This is a genomic window from Aeromicrobium sp. IC_218, from assembly GCF_004336805.1.
In the GTDB taxonomy this organism is placed as follows: domain Bacteria; phylum Actinomycetota; class Actinomycetes; order Propionibacteriales; family Nocardioidaceae; genus Aeromicrobium.
The window spans coordinates 114097-127353 of the sequence record NZ_SJXM01000001.1 but is presented as its reverse complement, the minus strand read 5'-3'; the positions used below and the strand labels follow the sequence as shown (position 1 = coordinate 127353).

Here is a 13257-nt window from a genome sequence, read left to right as displayed (position 1 = left end):
GACGTCACGCCGGCGCCGGACGTCCGCCCGCGCGGCCTAGAGTGCCCGCGTGAACCCGGCCGCGTCCCGCCCCGCCCGCTCCCGCCTCGTGCCGATGCGCCCACGCGACCCGCGCGAGCCGGCCCGCACCGCGAGCGAGCTGGAGCTGTTCTTCGACCTCGTCTTCGTGGTGGCGGTCAGCGTCGCGTCGGTGCAGCTGCACCACGCGCTGTCCGAGGGCCACGTCGCGGACGGGGTCGTCAGCTACCTCATGGTGTTCTTCTCCATCTGGTGGGCGTGGATGAACTTCACCTGGTTCGCCACGGCCTTCGACACCGACGACTGGCTGTACCGCGTGCTCACGCTCGTGCAGATGGCCGGCGTGCTCGTGCTGGCCGCCGGCGTCGCGGACACCTTCGGCGAGGAGCGCGACTACACCGTCGTGACGCTCGGCTACGTGGTCATGCGCGTGGCGCTGGTGGCCCAGTGGCTGCGGGCCGCGCACGGCGACGCGTCCCTGCGGCGCACGACGCTGGCGTACGCCGTCGGCATCAGCACCGTCCAGGTGCTGTGGCTGCTGCGGCTCGCCCTGCCCGAGTCGCTGGCCACGACGTCCTTCCTCGTCCTCGTCGCGGCCGAGCTCGCCGTGCCGGTGCTGGCCGAGCGGGTCGGCCCGACGCCGTGGCACCCGCACCACGTCGCCGAGCGGTACGGCCTGTTCACGCTCATCGTCCTGGGCGAGAGCGTGCTCGCCTCGGCCAACGCGTTCATCGGCGCGCTCGACGACAGCGCCGAGCTCCTCCCGCTCGTCACCATGGCCGTGCTGGCCTTCGTCGTGACCGCGGCCCTGTGGTGGACCTACTTCTGGGCCCCGCACCACCGGACGATCGACGGCGGCGGTGCCCTGCGCTACGGCTACGCGCACTACCTGGTCTTCGCCGCCGCCGGCGCCTTCTCGGCCGGCGTCGAGGTGGAGATCGACGCGCTGACCGGGCACGGCGAGCTGTCGCAGGCCGCCGCCGCGTGGACGGTCTCCGTGCCGGTGGCGGTGTTCGTGCTGGGCATCTGGGCGATCGCGCTGCGCCCGGCCGGCGACCGGGTGGTCAACGTGGCGGTGCCGCTCGCCGCGCTGCTGGTGCTGGGCGACGCGTTCGTGCCGGTGCCGCTGCTGGTCACCGCCGTGGTGATGGCGGCGGTCGTGGTCGTCCTCGTCCGCCGGCCCGCCGACGCCTGAGGCCCCCTGCAACCCCTTGCACATGCAACTCGTTGCATAGTAGGTTCTCGCGCCATGGCCCTGGAGCACGCGATCCTCGTCTCGCTCGCGGAGCGGTCGGCCACCGGCTACGACCTCGCACGGCGCTTCGACGCGTCCATCGGGCACTTCTGGAAGGCCACGCACCAGCAGGTCTACAAGGTGCTGGCCCGCATGCAGGAGCAGGGCTGGGTGGACGTCGAGCAGGTCGCCCAGGCCGGCCGCCCGGACCGCAAGGTGCACCGCATCACCGCCGCCGGACGCGACGAGCTGCGCCGCTGGTCGGCCGAGCCGATCGGTCCGGAGGTGCTGCGCAGCAGCTTCGCCGTCGCGCTGCGGGGCCTGCCGAACGTCGACCAGGACGCCCTGCTCGCGCACGTCCGCGCCCGGCGCGACGAGCACGCGGCGACGCTCGAGGCCTACGAGAAGGACATGGCCCGCACGTTCCCGGACCCCGACGCCCTGGACGAGGCCGCGCTCGGCCCCTACCTCGTGCTGCGTGGCGGAATCCTCACCGAGGCCGCCGGGCTTCAGTGGTGCAAGGAGACCCTCGCCCGCCTGGAGGCGCGATGAGCGCGCACGCCCACGACGAGCACGCCGACGCCGATCGAGAACGCGGTCACGATGAGCACCGCGTGCACCCAGAAGAAGGCCGTCGGGTCGCTCGACCAGTGCTCACCCGCCCAGGCCCGGTCGTCGTCCGCGATCGCCTTGGCGAAGCGCGGCCAGATGACCATGTTGAACAGCCCGGCCAGCACCAGGAACCACGCCGACGTCCTCGAGATCACGCCCCCAGTATGAGGAGCCACGCATGACGACCAGCCACCCGCACCTGCTCAGCCCGATCACCATCGGCGCCACCACACTGCGCAACCGCGTGATCATGGGCTCGATGCACGTCGGCCTGGAGGACAAGGCCAAGCACCTGCCCGACCTGGCCGCCTACTTCGCCGAGCGGGCCAAGGGCGGCGTCGCGCTGTCGGTCACCGGCGGCTTCGCGCCCACGTGGCGCGGCTGGCTGCTGCCGTTCGGGTCGCAGATGACGACGACGCGGCACGCGGACGCGCACAAGGTGGTCACCGACGCCGTCCACGAGCACGACGGCAAGATCGCGCTGCAGGTGCTGCACGCCGGGCGCTACGGGTACAGCCCGTTCAAGCACACGGTGTCGGACGTCCGCAGCCCGATCACGCCGTTCAGGAACCGGACGATGAGCAGCCGCGACGTCGACCGCACGGCCACCGCGTTCGCCAAGGCGGCGGCGCTCGCGCTGCGCGGCGGGTACGACGGCGTCGAGATCATGGGCTCCGAGGGCTACCTGATCAACCAGTTCCTGGCCGCGCGCACCAACACCCGCACCGACGCGTGGGGCGGCACGGCCGAGAAGCGGATGCGGTTCCCGGTCGAGGTCGTCCGCCGCACCCGCGAGCTGCTCGGCGACGACGCGTTCGTGATGTACCGGCTCAGCCTGCTCGACCTGGTCGACGACGCGCAGAGCTGGGACGAGACCGTCGAGCTCGCGCACCGGCTGGAGGAGGCCGGCGTCTCGGTGTTCAACACCGGCATCGGCTGGCACGAGGCGCGGGTCCCGACGATCGTCACGTCCGTGCCTCGGGCGGCGTTCAGCTGGGTGACCGGCAAGCTGCGGGCCGAGGTGGGCGTGCCCGTCGTGGCGTCCAACCGCATCAACGACCCGGACGTGGCCGAGCGCATCCTGGCCGACGGCGAGGCCGACCTGGTCTCGATGGCGCGGCCGCTGCTGGCCGACCCCGACTTCGTCCGCAAGACCGCCGAGGGACGCACGGACGAGATCAACACCTGCATCGCCTGCAACCAGGCCTGCCTGGACCACACGTTCAGCAACCAGCGCGCGTCCTGCCTGGTCAACCCGCGGGCCGGGCACGAGCGCGAGCTCGTCCTGCTGCCGACCCGCCGGGCCAAGTCGGTCGCCGTCGTCGGCGGCGGGCCGGCCGGACTGGCCGCCGCCACCGAGCTGGCCGGGCGCGGTCACACGGTCGAGCTGTTCGAGGCGGCCGAGGAGCTGGGCGGGCAGTTCCGGCTCGCCATGCGCATCCCGGGCAAGGAGGAGTTCGCCGAGACGCTGCGCTACTTCTCCCGCCGGCTGGAGGTCACCGGCGTGAAGGTGCACCTCGGCCGCCGGGTCGAGGCCGGCGACCTGACCGGGTTCGACGAGGTCGTCGTCGCCACCGGTGTCACGCCGCGCCTGCCCGACCTGCCGGGCGTCGACCACCCGAAGGTCGTCTCGTACGCCGACGTCGTGGCCGGACGTGTCGAGGCCGGGCCGAGGGTCGCGGTCATGGGCGCCGGCGGCATCGGCTTCGACGTGGCCGAGCTCCTGCTGCACGAGCCGGGCGAGTCGCTCGAGCACTGGAAGGCCCGCTGGGGCGTCACCGATCCGGAGGTCGAGCGCGGCGGCCTCACGACGAAGGTGCGTGAGACCCCGCGCCGCGAGGTGCACCTGCTCCAGCGCAAGACGACGCCGCACGGGGCCGGGCTCGGCAAGACGTCCGGCTGGGTGCACCGCACGACGCTGCGCGACTCGGGCGTCCAGCTCGTCGGCGGCGTCCGGTACGACCGCGTCGACGACGCCGGCCTGCACGTGACGATCGGCGCCGACGGCGACTCCCCCGAGACGCGCGTGCTCGACGTCGACACCGTCGTGCTGTGCACGGGGCAGGAGTCGGTGCGCGACCTCGTCGACCCGCTGACCGAGGCCGGCGTCGTCACCCACGTCATCGGCGGCGCGGAGGTGGCCGCCGAGCTCGACGCGAAGCGGGCCATCCGCCAGGCCACCGAGCTCGCCGCCCGCATCTGAGGGCCGCTCCGCTCCCTGAGCGTGTCGAAGGGGAGCGGACAGGCATCGAGCCGCTGACTCGCCTGCAGGTCACAGGTGTGAATCTTCGACCCTCAGGCCGTCGAAGGCGAGGAACCCTGGCGGTATGGGGGACAGGACGCCGTGCTCGGCGATGGAGGCGACGAACTCCTTGCTGAGGTTGAGGTCGTCTCGGACGTTCAGGTCGACCAGCAGGTCGTTGGGGTTGATCTTCTGGGTGTCGGTGATCGTAGGCACGACCACTCCTTCCTGCCGGGGAGTGGGCCGCCGGTGACGTCTGCCCGTCCCGACCGTTCTTCGCCCCTCCTGGGCAAAGAGAGATGAACGGCGGCCGTGGAGCAGCGGAGCGTCAACCCGTAGGGGCGCGCAGGCGGGGGAGCGGTGAGGCAGCGAGCTTGCGAGCGCCGATCCGCTCGCCCGCCTGCGGGACTGCGGAGCCGTTGCGTGAAGCTGCGGGCCGCCGATCATGGAACGCCCAGGAGGAGAGAAGCCTGATCCGATAGCCGCGCCGGTGAAGCCGGCCCCGATCCTCGGTCCGCGTCTGCAGGCTGCCTGAGGGTGCGTTTGAGACAAAAAACCGATAGCCGAAGGAGGTACGCCGATTCACCGATCAGTGGCTGCCCGCGCGGCTACGTTGACGCGACATTCCTACGAGCGAAGGACCGTGAATGCGTCGACGTCGTGCACTATCCGCTGTGAGCGCCGCAGTCTTGACGGTTGCGGTTGCTGGGGCCTCAGCAGCCGCACAAGATGCGCCCTCGGAGCCCACGCTTCTCACCGGAGGCGCAAGTCCGGAGCTCGACCAGATGGAACCCGTTCAGACATCGGGGGAGACAGTCACCGCCGCCTCAGCGCCCGACGAGGCGGTAGCGTACCTTGCCGACACGATCTACGCGCTGGGCTACGACGCCGGATACGCGGGGCAGGTTCTACAGCCCGAGAAGCGCGCGATCGATCTGTACTGGAAGGGGGAGCTTCCCTCGGATGTTGAGGAGCTGATCAGCGGCGATCCCTACGGCGTCCAGGTGAACGTCGACACAACGGCAGAGTTCACTCGGGAAGAGGCTATGGCTGCAGCGACGGCAGCCGTCGAGACTTCAGAGCTCGATGACCTGCAGATCACTACGGCGTCTGTGAAGCCCGACGGCACGGGAATCGTCGTGAGCCTCACTGACGACGCGCCGGCAGGCCCCTCGGCTGCGGCTCGAGAGATCGCCGCTGCGACGGATGTTGAGGCGGACGCTGTGACCGTCAAGGAAGATGTCGGTGACATCTTCGTCCCAACGGTGGACCGGCGCAGCAATGACAGCGCTCCGTACAAGGGCGGGGGCCGGATCTACGTCGATGGCAGGAACGCGTGCTCGACCGCTTTCTCCGCGCTGGATGGCGGCGCTGGACGGCTTCTGAGTGCCGCGCACTGTGTGACGGCGGAGAACACTAACAAGACGGTCCAGGACGGTGGCGGCACGCGGATCGCCCAGGGCGACGCCGTCAAGCGTCGCAAGTCGATCGACTCAATGAGCATCGATCCGACGACGTCGCCCGCTTCCAAGGGCCGCATCTTCGTCAGCGGCTGGAACAGCGACAGCACTCGTGAGGTCGTGGGCTGGGGCTCAAACCACACGGGTCAGAAGGTCTGCGCGGGAGGAGCCACCACAGGGCACCACTGCGGAAACATCATCGACGACGCAGTGACAGCCTCGGGATTGAACGGCGCCTTCTACGTGGTGGCCCGCGCTACCACCGGCGCTTTCCAGGGTGGCGCCGATAGCGGCGGGCCCGTGTACGAAGTTCTCGATAGCGGGAACATCCGAGCCAAGGGAGTGGTCTACGCCGGCACCCTGCCGTCGACTACCGCATGCGGCACTCACAACCCCGACGTGGATCCGACGTGCCACCGGGACCTGGTGTACGTCCCAATCAGCGTGGTTCTGTCCACGTGGGGCTACACCCTGGACCTCGGATAGGTAGCGTTACATCATGCGTACCAAACTTGTCTTCGCGGGACTCGTCGCGGTCGCCCTGGCCGCGGCCGGCGGTGCCTCGTTCGCGAACGAGGCATCGTCGCCTCAGGGACGAACCTCGGCAGGCACCGCGGACAAGAACCAAGCGGCCGAGCGGACCGCGTGCGACCCAGTCGCCGCCAGCTCAGCTCTGAGCGCGACTGACGGGGTCGGCGGCGAACCCGATGCCGTGCAAACCGTCACCCACACGCTGCTCGAGCTCGGCAACGAGGCCTGCTTCGCAGGATTCGTCATCGACGAGCAGAACGGTCAGGTCACGTCGTACTGGAAGGGCGATCTGCCGGCCCCAGCCCGCGCATACGCAGAGAGCCAGCCCGAAGGCCTGGAGGTTGTGGTCAACCTGAAGGCCCGCTACTCCAGGGCGGAGCTCCGCGCCGCTGCCGCGCGGCTACAAGCGGCAAATGTGTTCGACACGGTCGGTGGCGTCTCCGTGGGCGTTCCCAGCGACGGCAGCGGGCTGAAACTCTGGCTCAACGGGGAACAGACGCCGTCGGAGACTCAGGTCCGCGAGATCAGTGAGGTGACGGGCGTACTTGGAATCGACCTGAACATCGCCACCGACGCTGGCGATCTCGACACATCGATTCCCCAGCGGATCGACCAGTCAAGCGACCTCGACACGACGATCCCGGAGCGGATCGGCTAAGTAGCGAGCACCCTTGCTATGAGGAGGGCCCGTGACCACCATTTGGTGGTCACGGGCCCTCCTGGTTGAAGTGGCTGCACTCCGCCGGCCGCTGTGCGACACGGGCTGCGTCCCCCCACGTCCGAACCGTTCGCCGTACCTATGCATCAGGGACCTCGACCGTTAGAGCCGGGGTGCATCGATCGCCGCATGGGCATCGGTGAGGCGATGTCGATCCGACCCGCCTGGACATGAGGAGGGACCGCATGGAGCGGACGCACGACGGCAACAACTACATCGGAGAGCTTCTCGGGCTGGTGACGGCACTCCTGACCCTGTTCGCAGCCATTCCGGGGGACGACCCGGCTCCGGAGGTGGTGAACAACTACTACTTCTACGGTCAGGCGGTCGCGGACCGTTCCTCGTCGATGACGTGGGCGCCGAGCATGTCCAGGAGCGTGTAGGGCTCGACGTCGTCCGTTGGCGGGGGAGCGGGGCCGTAGTGGCCCCGGGTCCCGCCGGCGTCGCCGAGTCGGATGATCCCGAGCAGGGCCCACCAGGCGCGCCGTTCTTCGCGGTACTTGGCGAGCTGGGCGCGGATCTGCTCGTCGATGCCGAATCGTTCGGCGAGGTTGTTGAGCGAGGCCGGACCAAGGACGAAGCCGTGGCGGGTGCGTCGGGCCAGGCCGATTGCGACGAGGACGTCCAGGGCGTCGTAGGTGGTCTGGACGCCCAGGCGGGCGTCGTGGGCGATCTCGCGACCGGACAGCGGCTCGCTGGCGTGGGAGCCTGTCGAAGCGGAGCCTGCCGGAGGGACCCCGACTGTCCCCGGACGCGCCTAGGCTGCGGCTCATGAGCACCCGGGTCGTCCTGCTGCGCGCCGTCAACGTCGGCGGTGCCCAGCTGCCCATGGCCGACCTGCGGGCGATGGCCGCCGACCTCGGCGCGTCCGACCCGCGCACCTACATCGCCAGCGGCAACCTCGTCGCCGACGTGCCCGGCGACCCGGACGCCTTCGACCGGGCGCTCGAGCAGGCCGTCGAGACGCGGTTCGGCTTCTTCCGCGAGGTCATCAGCCGCACCCCCGACGAGGTGCGGGCCGCGCTCGACGCCCACCCGTTCGAGGTGCTGGAGCCCAAGTTCTCCTACGTCTCGTTCCTGCTCCGCGAGCCCGACCCCGAGTCGGTCACCACGGCCGAGGCGGTCGAGACCGGCGACGACCGGTGGCAGGTGGTCGGACGCGAGCTGCACCTGCGCTACGCGAACGGCGCCGGACGTCCGCAGCTGGACGACAAGAAGCTCGGCCGCGCGCTCGGCGTGCCGGGCACGGCCCGCAACCTGCGCACCGTCGCCAAGCTGGTCGAGCTGTCGGCGTAGGGCCTCGGTCCGGGCCCCGCCGCGGGTGGTGGAGGATGTGCGGCGCGACGACCCGTCGTGCCGCCGTCCGAAGGAGTCGTCGCGTGTTCCGAGAGGTGCCGGTGCTGCCGGTCGTCGTCCCGCTGGCGGTGGTCGTGCTGCTGGGCCTGCTGTGGCACCTGCGCCGGCGCGCCCTGCTCACGGTCCCGCGCGCCGCGGTGGCCGTCGCGCTCTGCGTCTACGCCGCCGGCGTCGTCGCCAACACCGTGTTCCCGGTCTACCTGGACAAGCCGCACGAGGCCGTGTGGCAGCTCTACCTCGACCCGTTCGCCCCGTACGAGGTGGCCGACGCGCTGATGAACGTCGCGGTGTTCGTGCCGGTCGGCGTGCTCGTGCCGCTGGTGCTGCCCCGCGCGCCATGGTGGGCGGCGGCGGCCGCGGCCGCGGGCTTCAGCCTGCTCATCGAGCTGTCCCAGTTCCTCACCGGCAACCTGCTGGGCGGAGGCCACCTGGCCGACGTCCACGACCTGTTCTTCAACGTCGTCGGCGGCCTGCTCGGCCTCGCCCTGCTGACCGCCCTCACCACCGTGCCGGCGCTCGACCGGCTGGTCGAGCGGTTCCGCTGGCGCTGAACCGTCCCGCGAGGGGGTCGCGCTGCGCCAGGATGGGCGCATGACGTCCCCCTCCCCCACCCACGTCGCGATCGTCGTCTTCGACGAGGTCGAGGTGCTGGACTGCTGCGGCCCGTTCGAGGTCTTCTCCGTCGCCAACCGCGCCGCCGTGCGCCGCGGCGAGGTCGAGCCGTTCGTCGTCCGGATGGTGGCGGCCGAGCGCGAGGTCGTGGCCCGCGGCGGTCTCGTGCTCCGCGCGCACGCCACCCTGGACGAGGACCCGCCCGTGGACCTGCTCGTCGTCTCCGGCGGCGTCACCGACGCAGTCGAGAAGGACGTCCGGGTCACGGACTGGGTCGCCCGGGTCCGTCCGCGGCTCACGACGTCCGTCTGCACCGGCGCCTTCGTGCTCGCCGAGGCCGGCGTGCTCACCGACCAGACGGTCACCACGCACTGGGAGGACCAGGCCGCGCTGGCCGAGCGGTGGCCGTCGCTCACCGTCCTCGCCGACCGCCGCTGGGTGCGCGACGGGGACGTGCTCACGTCCGGCGGCATCTCGGCGGGCATCGACATGGCGCTGCACCTGGTCGAGGTCGTCGCCGGCCGCGAGCTGGCCGAGGCCACCGCCCGCCTCATGGAGTACCGCTGGAACGACGACCCGGCCGCTTGAGCCGGCGGGCGGCGCTGGTGCGCCGACCTACGCTGGAGGGGTGAGCATCGATGCCGTCGCGGACGTCCTGTCCGACAAGCGCTGGCTGGTGCTGACGGGGGCGGGCGTCTCCACGGACTCGGGCATCCCCGACTACCGCGGCCCGGGCTCCCCGCCGCGCCACCCCATGACCTACCAGGAGTTCGTCGCCACCCCCGAGGCGCGCCAGCGGTACTGGGCGCGCGCCCACGTCGGCTGGTCGAACATGACCGGCGCCGAGCCGAACGCCACCCACCGGCTGCTCGTCGCGCGCCAGCAGGCCGGCGGGCTGAGCGGCCTCATCACGCAGAACGTGGACGGCCTGCACGAGCGGGCCGGGCACCGCGACGTCGTGGACCTGCACGGACGCATCGACCGGGTCGTCTGCCTGGACTGCGGCACCCGCTCGCCCCGGCAGCGGCTGCACGAGCGCCTGGTCGCCCTCAACCCGGGCTACGCGGAGCGGTCCGCAGTCATCGCCCCCGACGGCGACGCGCTGCTCGAGGAGACGTCCGACTTCGTCGTCGCGCCCTGCGAGGTGTGCGGCGGACGGCTCAAGCCGGACGTCGTGTTCTTCGGCGAGTCCGTCGCCAAGCCGGTGGTCGAGCACTGCTTCTCGCTGGTCGAGGACGCCGAGGTGCTGCTCGTGCTCGGCTCGTCGCTGCAGGTGATGAGCGGCCTGCGGTTCGTCCGTCGCGCGGCCAAGGTCGGCGTGCCGGTGGTCATCGTCAACCGCGGCACCACCCGGGGCGACGCGCTGGCCACCGTCAAGCTCGAGGCCGGAGTCGCCGAGACGCTCACCGCCCTGGAGCCGGTCGGCGTCTGAGCCGTCCCTCGCCCATCCAGCGGGACGCGGGTGTGTCCGCCGACACACCGTGACAGCACTTCTGGCACGATGCGAGCCATGAGCTCCTCGGTCACCCGGCACGGACGCGTGCTGCGCCTCGTCCTGTCCGACCCCGCCGCCGGCAACGCCCTGGACTTCGCGCGGGTCGAGGAGGCGAAGGCGGCCCTCGAGCAGCTCGACCCCGCCGAGACCGGTGCCGTGCTGCTCGCGGCCGACGGACCGCACTTCTCCACCGGCGGCAACGTCCACGCCTTCGCCGCGGCGGCCGACCGCCACGCGCACGTCCACGACGCCGCCGACGGCCTGCACGACTTCGTGCGCGTGCTCGACGGGGTCGGCGTCCCGGTCGTCGCCGGTGTGCCCGGCTGGGCCGCCGGCGCGGGCATGAGCCTGGTGCTGCTCGCCGACGTCCGCATCGGCGGCACCCGCACGCGGCTCAAGCCCGCCTACCCCGGCATCGGCTACACGCCCGACGGCGGCATGACCCACACGCTCGCCCGCCAGGTCGGCGAGGCCAAGGCCCGCGAGCTGGTCCTCACCAACGCCACGATCGACGCCGAGACCGCCGAGCGGCTGGGCATCCTGTCGCGCGTCGTGCCCGACGACGACGTCGTCGACGAGGCCCTGGCCGCGGCGACCACGCTGGCCGAGGGCCCGACCGAGGCCTACGGGCGTATCCGCGCGCTGTTCCGCGAGGGACGCGAGCGCACCCTGTCCGACCAGCTCGACGCCGAGTCCGACTCGATCGCCGACAGCTCCACCAGCCCGGCCGGGATCGAGGGCGTGGACGCCTTCGTCGCCGGACGTCCCGCCCAGTGGCCCTCGGCCACGTCCTGACCCAGAGAGGAACCGCCATGCGCCTGGGCATGCAGCTCGACTACTCCGCCGGCTTCAAGGAGGCCGTCGCCGACCTCCAGCGACTGGAGTCCGCCGGCCTCGACACCGTCTTCGCCGCCGAGCTCTACAGCTACGACTCGATCAGCCAGCTGGGCTACATCGCGGCCAAGACCGAGACGGTGAAGATCGCCACCGGCATCGTCAACATCTACTCGCGCACCCCCGCGCTGCTCGCCATGACGGCGGCCGGCCTGGACTACATCTCCGACGGCCGGTTCATCCTCGGCCTCGGCGCGTCCGGCCCGCAGGTCGTCGAGGGCTTCCACGGCGTCCCCTACGACGCCCCGATCGGCCGCACCCGCGAGGTCATCGAGATCTGCCGCAAGGTCTGGCGGCGCGAGCCGCTCACCTACGACGGCAAGTACTACCAGCTGCCGCTGCCCGCCGAGCAGGGCACGGGTCTGGGCAAGCCGCTCAAGCTGATCAACCACCCGCTGCGCGCCGACATCCCGGTCATGCTCGCCGCGATGGGCCCCAAGAACGTCGCGCTGGCCGCCGAGCTGTGCGAGGCCTGGGAGCCGATCTTCTTCCACACCGGCAAGGCGATGGACGTCTTCGGCCCGTCGCTGGAGAAGGGCCGAGCCAAGCGCTCGGCCGACCTGGCGCCGCTGGAGATCTACGTCGACGCTCCCGCCTACGTCGGCACCGACGAGGGCAAGGCCGTCGAGGAGGTCAAGCACCGCCTGGCGCTGTACGTCGGCGGCATGGGCGCGAAGGGCAAGAACTTCTACCACGACCTGGCCACCCGCTACGGGTACGGCGAGGAGGCCGACAAGATCCAGGACCTGTACCTGTCGGGCAAGAAGGTCGAGGCCGCCGCCGAGGTGCCCGAGGAGTTCGCCCGCTCGATCTCGCTCATCGGCTCCGAGTCCGACGTCGCCGAGCAGCTGGCCGCGTTCGAACGCGCCGGCGTCAGCACGATCCTGGTCAGCCCGGTGGGCGACGCCAACCGCGACGCGGACGCACGCCTGCGCCTCGTCGAGCAGATCACCGAGCTGAAGGGCTGACCCGTGGCCGGACCTCTCGCGGGCGTCAAGGTCGTCGAGCTCGGCGGCATCGGCCCCGGCCCGCACGCGGCGATGATGCTGGGCGACCTCGGCGCGGACGTCGTGCGCGTCGAGCGTCCTTCCGGCGGCCTCGACGTCACCGGCGGCCAGGGCGGCGACCACCTCATGCGCAGCCGGCGCTCGGTGGGGCTCAACCTCAAGGACGAGGCCGACAAGGCGACGCTGCTGGCGCTGGTCGAGAAGGCGGACGTCGTCGTCGAGGGCTTCCGGCCCGGCGTCGCCGAGAAGCTCGGCATCGGCCCGGACGTCTGCCTCGAGCGCAACCCGCGCGTGGTCTACGCGCGCATGACCGGCTGGGGCCAGACCGGCCCGATGGCCCACCTGGCCGGCCACGACATCAACTACGTGGGTCTCACCGGCGCCCTGCACGCGATCGGCCCGTCCGACAAGCCCGTCCCGCCGGTGAACCTGCTCGGCGACTTCGGCGGCGGGTCGATGCTGCTCGTCCAGGGCGTCCTGGCGGCGCTCGTGGAGCGCGGCACGTCCGGCCAGGGCCAGGTCGTCGACGCGGCGATCGTCGACGGCACCTCCACCCTCATGCAGTTCGTGTGGGCGCTCAAGGCCATCGGCCTGTGGCAGGACCGCCGCGGCGCGAACCTGCTCGACGGCGGCGCGCCGTTCTACGACACCTACCGCTGCAGCGACGGCGGCTGGATGGCCGTGGGCTCCCTCGAGCCGCAGTTCTACGCGCTGCTGCTCGAGGGTCTCGGGCTGGACGCCGCCGACCTGCCCGCGCAGATGGACCCGTCCGGCTGGCCGCGGCTGCGCGAGGTGTTCACCGAGACGTTCGCGTCGCGCAACCGTGACGAGTGGACCAAGGTCTTCGCCGGCACCGACGCCTGCGTCACGCCCGTGCTGACCATGGAGGAGGCCGCGCAGGACGAGCACCTGCGCGCCCGCGGCACCGTGCTGGACGTCAACGGCGCCGTCCAGGCCGGTCCGTCGCCGCGGTTCTCCCGCACGTCCCCGGACGCGCCGACGCCGCCGCCGGTGCCCGGGCGCGACAACGACGCCGTGCTGAGCGACTGGGGAGTCGCCCCCGCCTGACACAATGACG

Annotated in this window: 15 protein-coding genes; 13 read left to right on the top strand and 2 right to left on the bottom strand. The window is 71.5% G+C overall.

What is annotated here, in order from left to right:
• Window positions 1-49: 49 nt before the first annotated feature.
• Window positions 50-1213, top strand: coding sequence for a low temperature requirement protein A (locus tag E0W78_RS00615; RefSeq protein ID WP_207392562.1), 1164 nt, complete (start codon window positions 50-52; stop codon window positions 1211-1213).
• 54 nt (window positions 1214-1267) lie between these two features.
• Window positions 1268-1804, top strand: a complete 537-nt coding sequence (locus tag E0W78_RS00610; protein ID WP_131401921.1) for a PadR family transcriptional regulator — start codon at window positions 1268-1270, stop codon at window positions 1802-1804.
• Here E0W78_RS00610 and E0W78_RS00605 read toward each other — a convergent pair.
• Window positions 1762-2019 carry a hypothetical protein gene (locus E0W78_RS00605; protein WP_207392561.1) on the bottom strand — a complete coding sequence of 86 codons (258 nt, stop codon included), beginning with the start codon at window positions 2017-2019 and terminating at the stop codon, window positions 1762-1764. The two genes, E0W78_RS00610 and E0W78_RS00605, sit on opposite strands and share 43 nt — an antisense overlap.
• A 23-nt stretch (window positions 2020-2042) precedes the next feature.
• Between E0W78_RS00605 and E0W78_RS00600 the strand changes: the two genes are divergently transcribed.
• On the top strand, window positions 2043-4067 hold the full coding sequence (locus tag E0W78_RS00600) for an NADPH-dependent 2,4-dienoyl-CoA reductase (protein ID WP_131401920.1): 2025 nt from the start codon (window positions 2043-2045) through the stop codon (window positions 4065-4067).
• 69 nt (window positions 4068-4136) lie between these two features.
• On the opposite strand, the gene E0W78_RS00595 is transcribed toward E0W78_RS00600, so the two are convergent.
• Window positions 4137-4322, bottom strand: coding sequence for a hypothetical protein (locus tag E0W78_RS00595; protein WP_131401919.1), 186 nt, complete (start codon window positions 4320-4322; stop codon window positions 4137-4139).
• A 458-nt stretch (window positions 4323-4780) separates the two neighbouring features.
• Here E0W78_RS00595 and E0W78_RS00590 point away from each other — a divergent pair, with 458 nt between their 5' ends.
• The 10 genes from E0W78_RS00590 (at window position 4781) to E0W78_RS00545 (ending at window position 13247) form a co-directional block, all read left to right on the top strand.
• Window positions 4781-6052 carry a hypothetical protein gene (locus tag E0W78_RS00590; protein WP_131401918.1) on the top strand — a complete coding sequence of 424 codons (1272 nt, stop codon included), beginning with the start codon at window positions 4781-4783 and terminating at the stop codon, window positions 6050-6052.
• Window positions 6053-6065: 13 nt separating this feature from the next.
• Complete coding sequence (locus tag E0W78_RS00585) at window positions 6066-6755, top strand: hypothetical protein (RefSeq protein ID WP_131401917.1); 690 nt, start codon at window positions 6066-6068, stop codon at window positions 6753-6755.
• Between the two features lie 245 nt (window positions 6756-7000).
• Window positions 7001-7198, top strand: a complete 198-nt coding sequence (locus E0W78_RS00580; protein WP_131401916.1) for a hypothetical protein — start codon at window positions 7001-7003, stop codon at window positions 7196-7198.
• Between the two features lie 388 nt (window positions 7199-7586).
• Entirely contained in the window at window positions 7587-8111 is a 525-nt protein-coding gene (locus tag E0W78_RS00575) for a DUF1697 domain-containing protein (RefSeq protein WP_131401915.1), read from the top strand.
• 83 nt (window positions 8112-8194) lie between these two features.
• A complete protein-coding gene (locus tag E0W78_RS00570) occupies window positions 8195-8722 on the top strand; it encodes a VanZ family protein (RefSeq protein WP_131401914.1) in 528 nt (175 codons plus the stop codon).
• 40 nt (window positions 8723-8762) lie between these two features.
• Window positions 8763-9371 carry a DJ-1/PfpI family protein gene (locus E0W78_RS00565; RefSeq protein ID WP_131401913.1) on the top strand — a complete coding sequence of 203 codons (609 nt, stop codon included), beginning with the start codon at window positions 8763-8765 and terminating at the stop codon, window positions 9369-9371.
• A 40-nt stretch (window positions 9372-9411) separates the two neighbouring features.
• Window positions 9412-10215 carry an NAD-dependent protein deacetylase gene (locus E0W78_RS00560; RefSeq protein ID WP_131401912.1) on the top strand — a complete coding sequence of 268 codons (804 nt, stop codon included), beginning with the start codon at window positions 9412-9414 and terminating at the stop codon, window positions 10213-10215.
• Between the two features lie 78 nt (window positions 10216-10293).
• Window positions 10294-11073, top strand: coding sequence for an enoyl-CoA hydratase-related protein (locus E0W78_RS00555; RefSeq protein ID WP_165570350.1), 780 nt, complete (start codon window positions 10294-10296; stop codon window positions 11071-11073).
• Between the two features lie 17 nt (window positions 11074-11090).
• The gene (locus tag E0W78_RS00550) at window positions 11091-12140 is read left to right on the top strand and encodes an LLM class F420-dependent oxidoreductase (protein WP_131401910.1); all 1050 of its coding nucleotides are present in this window, start codon (window positions 11091-11093) and stop codon (window positions 12138-12140) included.
• Window positions 12141-12143: 3 nt separating this feature from the next.
• Window positions 12144-13247, top strand: a complete 1104-nt coding sequence (locus E0W78_RS00545) for a CaiB/BaiF CoA-transferase family protein (RefSeq protein ID WP_131401909.1) — start codon at window positions 12144-12146, stop codon at window positions 13245-13247.
• The last annotated feature ends 10 nt before the right edge of the window (window positions 13248-13257 follow it).

Coding starts and splice junctions, on each gene's coding strand:
- E0W78_RS00610 (WP_131401921.1), top strand. CDS start 1,268: ATGGCCCTGGAGCACGCGATCCTCGTCTCGCTCGCGGAGCGGTCGGCC.
- E0W78_RS00600 (WP_131401920.1), top strand. CDS start 2,043: ATGACGACCAGCCACCCGCACCTGCTCAGCCCGATCACCATCGGCGCC.
- E0W78_RS00585 (WP_131401917.1), top strand. CDS start 6,066: ATGCGTACCAAACTTGTCTTCGCGGGACTCGTCGCGGTCGCCCTGGCC.
- E0W78_RS00580 (WP_131401916.1), top strand. CDS start 7,001: ATGGAGCGGACGCACGACGGCAACAACTACATCGGAGAGCTTCTCGGG.
- E0W78_RS00575 (WP_131401915.1), top strand. CDS start 7,587: ATGAGCACCCGGGTCGTCCTGCTGCGCGCCGTCAACGTCGGCGGTGCC.
- E0W78_RS00565 (WP_131401913.1), top strand. CDS start 8,763: ATGACGTCCCCCTCCCCCACCCACGTCGCGATCGTCGTCTTCGACGAG.
- E0W78_RS00555 (WP_165570350.1), top strand. CDS start 10,294: ATGAGCTCCTCGGTCACCCGGCACGGACGCGTGCTGCGCCTCGTCCTG.
- E0W78_RS00550 (WP_131401910.1), top strand. CDS start 11,091: ATGCGCCTGGGCATGCAGCTCGACTACTCCGCCGGCTTCAAGGAGGCC.